Below are 7376 nucleotides of genomic sequence, written 5' to 3' on the forward strand. Positions count from 1 at the left end.
TTATTAATATTTAACAGTAATTATAACATCAAAAACGATCCAATGTTCGGTATTTAGGCATTCTTTTTGAATTGCCACACGGAGGTCAAATAAATGATCACCTCAATCATGGCAATAAAGAAGCTCGTCGGCAAGTTGGTAAGATACGCCAACGTCAAGCCTGACCAAGTGCCAAACAACGCAAACACAATCGCCAGCCCAATCAAGCGTACTGTCGTTGTCACATAATACTTAGCACTCGCGGCTGGTAACGTGACCAAAACAAAAATCAAAAGTGACCCGACGAGTTGTGATGAAATGCTGACAGACAGCGCAATCGTAATCAGAAAAATATAACGGACTGCTTTTTGACGACGCGTTTGCAAAAACATGCCCGCTTCGTCAAAAGCGAGTTGTCGTAAGGCGCGGTAATTAAACAATAAGACCACGATGACAAAAACAGCCAACGCCAGCAATAACCACAAATCTTGCCGACTAATACCTAGCACTGAGCCAAATAAAATACCTGTCGCGGCCGTTGTACTCGTATGACCTAAGGCTAAAAAGAGAATCCCCAAGCCAATGGCTAATGCCGATATGGCACTAGTGACATTATCTCGCTTCGTATAACCGGACTCCAAGGCCCCAATGGCTAATGATGAAACACTAGTTGCAGCCATCATCCCTAACAACGCTGGCCAACCAATAAACAAACCAAAGGCCGCACCCGCAAAGGCAATTTCACTTAAACTATGTGTCAGAAAGGCATAATTTCGTGCCACGACAAACGTGCCAACGATTCCAGCAACAATACTAACGACTGTGCCAGCCATAAACGCATTTTGCATAAAATCATAATTGAACATCATGTACCTCATTTTCTTCATGCACGTGCGCTTCATGCATATGCGTCATTTGCTTCGTCAAGGCTTGTAAGGCTACTTTATCGCCCTGCGTCACCCGGCCATTTTCAAACAACAGATAGCCATCCGCAAACTGTGAAATTAACTTCAATTCATGCGTAATAAATAGAATGGTCAATTGCTGCTCTTTTTGTAACTGTTGCACGGTTTTAAGCAATTGTACCTTGTGTTCGTGATCCAGACTCGCTGTTGACTCATCAAGGATTAATAAATCAGGTTGTTGGACTAGCGCTTGGGCCACAAAAGCGCGTTGCTTTTGGCCACCTGAAACCAACCCCAATCGTTGGTCAGCAATTGCCAACAAATCCATCCGTGACAGCGCTGCTTGAATGGCTTGTTTTTCTTTGGTATTCCACCACAAACGCCAACCACGGTTAAAAGTCAGGCCAACGAATTCAGAAATTTGCAATGGATAGTCACGGGTAATATCTCGAAACTGCGGGACAAAACCAATCCGCTTTACTTGTCGTGATAATTGCCCAACAGTTTGGACATTTTGACCAATGAGTGCTTTCACAAAACTGGTCTTGCCCGCACCATTTTCGCCCAAAATGGCAAAAAAACGACCCGCCGGAATGTCGATATTTGCGTCTGAAAAAATAACTTTTTCACCATAACGCACGCCAAAATCTTTTGTTTCAATGATGCCCATTATTTTCCACCCTCTACTGGTTTTAGTGCTGCTTGTAATTGGTTCACAAAATTGAGTTGCCAATCCCACACTTTTTCGCCTGCTGGCAAAACTTGATTAAAAGTAATGATCGGCACTTGATATTGCGTCGCTAACTGCATGACGCGTTGATCTTGCTTAGATTGATCTTGACTGGCGGTCAACACAAAGCGAATGGTATGATCCTGCATTTTTTTCGCTAACGTATCGAAATCAGCCGTCGTAGCAGATGCCAAATCTTGCTGTACTGGCTGATAACCCAGTTGGGTCATAAAGACCTGCTGTGCGTGATTCGTGGCCAAATACTGAACATTTTTTTCCGCCTGTAAACGCGCAATCCCATCGGCTAACGGTTGTGTTTGTGCCAATAACTGCTGACTTTGTCGAATATAAAAATCCCGATTTTGTGGATCCAAATCACTTAAAAGATCCGATAGGCGGGAAATGGTTTGCAAAATAACTTGGGGACTCAACCAGTAATTGTTAGCGTCTGGTCCTTGAAAACTATCACTGGCGACTAAAATTTTAGAACGTAAATGTAATTTCTGCCGTTGGGTGAGTAGTGGGCTAGCATGATTATCAGTTAGGACAACCTCTGCACCCTTAAATTGTTTTTGTTGTTGCGACGTTGTCAATTTACCATCTAAAACGGTCACGCGACCATCCTCTGCAACAATGGCTTTAGCCAACTGTTGATAAGCAATTCGATCGGTAACAATCTGAACTGGACTATGTTTGGGTCCCGATGACGGCACCATCATTTTTAAAATAATTAAACAGATTCCCAGCGGAATCAGTAGTAAGGTCAAAATGGCATAAAATGCTTGTTTGTTCATCGTAATATTTTCTCATCACTACAAAAAAAGCCCATACGGGCATTTTGTTTAATCGGCAAATGTAATGTTAATGTTATTGGTTAAGATGTCGGTATAACTATAAGATGCGCGTTCAAAATTCGCATCTTCATCTAATTCCACGACAAACAGTGATGGAAAAGTCGACCGTAACACACCACTACGCTCAGTGATTTTCTTACGGCCAGCTTGAGCCACAACCGTCACTTCTTCTCCGACATGGGCATCAAGCTCAGTTTTGATGTCTTGTAAACTACTTGGCATTTTTATACCACCTTTCGTGAAAAACTTAACTCATTTTAGCACGAAACACGCGCAATTGCAAATTATACTGTATATTACACGTAATAATCGAAAAAATATACGTTTATTGTGTTAACCCAACAGCGCGCAACGCCAAATACAACTGTGTAAACTGAGTTAAATCAAGCCGTTCGGCACGAACAGATGGTGCAATGTCGGCTGCCGTCAAGGCGGCTGTTATTTTTTCTTTTGCTTCAGCGTCTTTGCCGTAAGTTTGCAGCATGTTGTTCCAAAGACTCTTACGTCGGTGTGAAAAGCTCCCTTTGATCACACCGAAAAGGCGCTCCGGCTGATTAACTACTATTTCTGGTGTGTGCGGTGTGAGCTTCACGACAGCTGAATCGACGTTTGGTGATGGGTTAAATGATGTCGCCGGCACATTAATGGCTAGGGTTGCTTGGGCAAAATAAGCGACCGTCAAAGTCAACACACCATATGCCTTTGTCCCGGCCGCCGCGTTTAAGCGATCGGCAACCTCGCGTTGCATCATCACGACAATATTATCCCACGCAATGTTAGACCGCAGTAACTGCATCAAAATTGGTGTGGTGATGTAATAAGGTAAGTTAGCGACAACTTTCACCCGCGCCCCGACACCAAATTCAGTCGCAATCATTTGCGCGAGATCAACTTTTAAAATATCTTGTTCGACGACCGTCACATTATCATAGGGTTGCAACGTTTCCGCTAATACCGCCACCATTTGTGGGTCAATTTCAAACGCCAGAACGCGTTTTGCACGACGGGCAAGTTGTTCCGTCAGTGCCCCAATCCCTGGCCCTATTTCAATCACATAATCATCGGCTGTAATTTCAGCAGTATCGACGATACCATGTAATACCGATAAATCCGTTAAAAAATTCTGTCCAAACTTTTTCTTAGCATGGAGCCCATATTGTGTCAAAATCGCTTGGGTACGGGTGGGGTTTGCAATATCAATTGTCTCTGCCATGTTCTTGTGTCCTTTGTAGTGCTGCGCGTATTTGGTCTTGTGTAATGCCAAATTGGTGCAAGCGTTTCATGAGTTGTTTACCGTTAGTATAGCCAATATGTAGGGCTTCACCAAGTATTTGCCGTTGTAACCGTGCCTGTGGGCCACTTAATAACCCGTGTTGTAACAGAAAATGTTGATCCACATCACTGGTTTGTGCCACTTTCGGTGTCATCACTTGTGCCAAAGCGGCACGTAACACTGCCGGTTCGGCATGTTCGACGCCAAGTGACTTATGCGGATTATCTTTTGCCGCCCGAGCTGCAGCTTGCGTAATATAAGCCTGCTTAGCGTCAGGGACATGCGCCGACATGATTTGTCGAATCCGCTGCCCATTATAATCTGGATCGGTCAAAATAATGACACCACGGGTTTTAGCCGCGTGTTTAGCGCGCATAATGGCATCGGGTGTCACGGCACTGCCACCCGTTTCAATGGTGTCAGCAATCACTGCCCGCGCCAAATTTTGTGTATCCGACCGCCCCTCAACCACAATCATTTCGTTGATTTTTGGTTTGTCAGTCATGATTTAAAAAGAGACGATGCGCATTGGTACGCGTGATTTCCGTCAATGCTTTAGGGGTCATATCAAGCGTTTCTGCTAATGAATCCAAGACATACTTAACGAAAGCAGGTTCGTTATCCTTACCTCGGAATGGCGTTGGTGCCAAATAAGGCGCATCTGTTTCAACAAGTAATCGTTCCAGTGGTACCGCTTTGGCCGCTTCACGCACTTCTTCTGCTTTTTTGAAGGTCACAACCCCACTAAATGAGATATGCATCCCCAAGTCAACAAACGCTAGCGCTTGTTCAGGCGTACCAGAAAAACTATGCATCACACCTTTTGTTACGCCGCTAGCCTTCAACATGGCATACACATCATCAAATGCCTCACGGTTGTGGATAATAACGGGTAGATCATACTTTTTTGCCAAAGCAAGATGCGTTTCAAATGCTTGCTTTTGGACATCATGGGGTGCTGTTTCCCAGTAGTAATCTAGCCCTGTTTCCCCAACACCAACCACTTTGTCTGCTTGTAATTGCGCTTCAAGTGTTTGTGCAGCTGCTGCGTCAAAGTCAACCGTATCTTCCGGTTGGAAACCTAATACCGCATAAATATTATCATGCGCTTGGGCAATTTCTAAGGCGCGGGCGTTACCCACCGCATCATAACCCACAATGTTCATTTCCATGACCCGGAATTCATTGGCACGGCCAATATAAGCAGGCACATCGTGAAACAACTTGTCATCATTGAGATGCGTGTGCGTATCGTAACTGTCAGCCGGCGTTTTGGTTAAATCATAAATTGCCATTTTCTATTTGGACATTGTCCCGAAAGGATAACATCCTTTCCTCCATTCTTTTGTCGTCTCGTCATCATGACCCAATAATTGTTTTTAAGAAAAAAAGCCGCCAAGCGACTTTTAACGATCTAATCGACCTTGGGTGTATCAGTTGGCGCAAAATGCTTTAACAACCCGTTAACAAACTTACGGTCGTCTTCATCAGCAAATGTTTTAGCCAAAATTAATGCTTCATCAATCGCTACCTTATAAGGTACCAGTTGATTGTTTAATTCATAAATGGCCAAACGCAAAATCACAAGATCTGCTTTGTTGATACGATTAATTGCCCAACCGGTAGCCAAATGGGCCGTAATATGCGCATCAAGATCTGCTTTTGTCCCCAAAACACCATTAACAAGGCGTGGCAAATAATCATCGTAGTCCTTACCATCTAAGACGATATCGTAAAGATTGTCAATGTTATTACTCTTAGGATCTTTTTCAAGGGCAAACAGCACCTGAAAAGCTGCTTGACGTGACTCATGTCGTGATAAATTCGCCATTAATCGGCCACCTCAGTTGTTTCTGTTTCACCAAATAGATTATCTGGATCAAATTGATTGGATACTTTTTCTGGCACAATCCCACTCACGTGGACATTTGTTTGTACAACATTTAAGTCTGTCATGGATGTGATTTGAGATTGAATGGCATTTTGAATGTCAAGCGCAACCTTTGGCACAGCCACACCATATTGCAAAAACACATAAGCATCAATCATCAAACCAGCGTCAGTTTGTGTTAATTCGACACCCTTACCACGTGCATTTGAACCAAAGGCGTTCGTAAAGTGATCTGACAACTTACCACGCATTGAGTAAACACCTGGTACTTCTTGCGTTGCAATTTGTGCAATCACTTCAATGACTTCTGGCGTCACTTGTGTTGTCCCCGCAACAGTATGTTGCGTTGCTAAAATAATATTCTTTGTAGCTTGCTTGCTACGCTTAATTTCTCTGGCCATGATGTCATCCTCGAAAATATTTTCTAAAATAAAAAGTTCCCCTAGGGAACTTTTTATCTGTGTTCCCTACAACACGCAGCCACTGGATAACATGACAACAATTGTGCCGTGTTAGCACCATCAGCTTGTGTTAGTTCACACTTTGTAATTAGGCACGGCCCTTATATGAACCGTCTTCAGTATTAACGATGATTGTTTCACCTTCGTTAATAAAGTCAGGCACAGTAATTGTTGCCCCAGTTTCAACTGTTGCTGGCTTACCTGAACCAGTTGCTGTCGCACCCTTGATGCCTGGTTGTGTTTCCGTTACCTTCAAAGCAACTGTTGATGGCAATTCAGCACCCAAAATTTCGTTACCAAACATTGTGATCTTAACTTCCATACCTTCAAGCAAGAACTTCAAAGCAGCTTCGATCTTGTCATCTGGCAAGTTAATTTGTTCGTAAGTTTCAACATCCATGAAGACACGACCATTGTTTTCAGCAAACAAGTAAGACATTGGACGTGTTGTGATATCAGCTTGTTCGAACTTATCACCAGGACGGAAAGTCACTTCGTTCACAGCGCCTGTACGCAAGTTCTTCAACTTTGAGCGGACAAATGCGCCACCCTTTCCTGGCTTAACGTGCTGGAAATCCAAAACGCGCCAAATTGAGTTTGAATACTCAATTGTCAAACCATTCTTTAAATCATTCATGCCAATTGCCATGATCAATATCCTCTTTTATAAATAATTTAGTTTATTATACCAGAAAACCGCCTACGATGCAGTCTTCATACAAAATAAAATTTTACCACAACCCTCATGATTTCTCAATGTTTTTCCCATTGAGCGCCGGTTTCATAATCAACTCATCAAATCGATAAATATCCTTTAATAAATCACGCGATTCTTCGAGACCAAACGCCTCAATCCAGGCCTTCCCACGGGCGCGTACGCGCTTTGTCAACTCCGCCTCAATGCGCTGCCCTTCTGGTGTCAAGGAAAGGAGGATGCGCCGTCGATCGTTTTCATCTGGCGTTTGCACCACAAAATCTAACGCCAGCATCGGCTTTAATTGGCGGCCAACAGCGCCTTTGGTCACTTCTCGTTCAGCCGCAATTTCAGTTAAAGTCAGTGGCGTTTCGCTGCGCGCAATGGCTGCCATAATCAACCACTGCTCAAAAGACAGCCCATATTCACGCATTGGCTGTGAGAGCATGGTTTCCATGTGTTTTAGTGATGACATGTAAACCCGAATAAAGTCGGCTAACATTGTGTATTCTGGCATATGATTTCCCCTGTTCTCATACCTTCAAATGGTAGCAAGATAGCGCAACGCGTCGTCAACACTTTGGTATAA

11 protein-coding genes are annotated in these 7376 nt (G+C 43.6%); all 11 read right to left on the bottom strand.

The features are described 5' to 3' along the window. Positions 1–53: 53 nt before the first annotated feature. The 11 genes from ACW12G_RS00555 to ACW12G_RS00605 all read right to left on the bottom strand — a co-directional run bounded on the left by ACW12G_RS00555 (position 54) and on the right by ACW12G_RS00605 (position 7304). On the bottom strand, positions 54–845 hold the full coding sequence (locus ACW12G_RS00555; protein ID WP_048700759.1) for a metal ABC transporter permease: 792 nt from the start codon (positions 843–845) through the stop codon (positions 54–56). Then, the gene (locus ACW12G_RS00560) at positions 832–1554 is read right to left on the bottom strand and encodes an ATP-binding cassette domain-containing protein (protein ID WP_029509601.1); all 723 of its coding nucleotides are present in this window, start codon (positions 1552–1554) and stop codon (positions 832–834) included. Before ACW12G_RS00560 ends, ACW12G_RS00555 begins: the two co-directional genes overlap by 14 nt. Next, a complete protein-coding gene (locus ACW12G_RS00565) occupies positions 1554–2408 on the bottom strand; it encodes a metal ABC transporter solute-binding protein, Zn/Mn family (protein WP_455647042.1) in 855 nt (284 codons plus the stop codon). Before ACW12G_RS00565 ends, ACW12G_RS00560 begins: the two co-directional genes overlap by 1 nt. 48 nt (positions 2409–2456) lie before the next feature. Then, complete coding sequence (locus ACW12G_RS00570) at positions 2457–2690, bottom strand: Veg family protein (RefSeq protein WP_029509599.1); 234 nt, start codon at positions 2688–2690, stop codon at positions 2457–2459. Positions 2691–2793: 103 nt separating this feature from the next. Then, a complete protein-coding gene (rsmA, locus tag ACW12G_RS00575; protein WP_455646459.1) occupies positions 2794–3681 on the bottom strand; it encodes a 16S rRNA (adenine(1518)-N(6)/adenine(1519)-N(6))-dimethyltransferase RsmA in 888 nt (295 codons plus the stop codon). Next, on the bottom strand, positions 3665–4246 hold the full coding sequence (rnmV, locus tag ACW12G_RS00580) for a ribonuclease M5 (RefSeq protein WP_010000114.1): 582 nt from the start codon (positions 4244–4246) through the stop codon (positions 3665–3667). The genes rsmA and rnmV overlap by 17 nt, the downstream gene beginning before the upstream one ends. Continuing rightward, on the bottom strand, positions 4239–5036 hold the full coding sequence (locus tag ACW12G_RS00585; RefSeq protein ID WP_077282205.1) for a TatD family hydrolase: 798 nt from the start codon (positions 5034–5036) through the stop codon (positions 4239–4241). The genes rnmV and ACW12G_RS00585 overlap by 8 nt, the downstream gene beginning before the upstream one ends. 119 nt (positions 5037–5155) lie before the next feature. Beyond that, the gene (gene nusB, locus ACW12G_RS00590; RefSeq protein ID WP_029509596.1) at positions 5156–5572 is read right to left on the bottom strand and encodes a transcription antitermination factor NusB; all 417 of its coding nucleotides are present in this window, start codon (positions 5570–5572) and stop codon (positions 5156–5158) included. Next, positions 5572–6033, bottom strand: coding sequence for an Asp23/Gls24 family envelope stress response protein (locus tag ACW12G_RS00595; protein ID WP_010005610.1), 462 nt, complete (start codon positions 6031–6033; stop codon positions 5572–5574). Before ACW12G_RS00595 ends, nusB begins: the two co-directional genes overlap by 1 nt. A 148-nt stretch (positions 6034–6181) precedes the next feature. After that, positions 6182–6742: an elongation factor P gene (gene efp, locus ACW12G_RS00600; protein WP_010000108.1), complete on the bottom strand. Its 561-nt coding sequence runs from the start codon at positions 6740–6742 to the stop codon at positions 6182–6184. 94 nt (positions 6743–6836) lie between these two features. Continuing rightward, complete coding sequence (locus ACW12G_RS00605; RefSeq protein ID WP_455647043.1) at positions 6837–7304, bottom strand: MarR family winged helix-turn-helix transcriptional regulator; 468 nt, start codon at positions 7302–7304, stop codon at positions 6837–6839. Between the last annotated feature and the right edge of the window lie 72 nt (positions 7305–7376).

This window comes from Leuconostoc sp. (genome assembly GCF_965300815.1).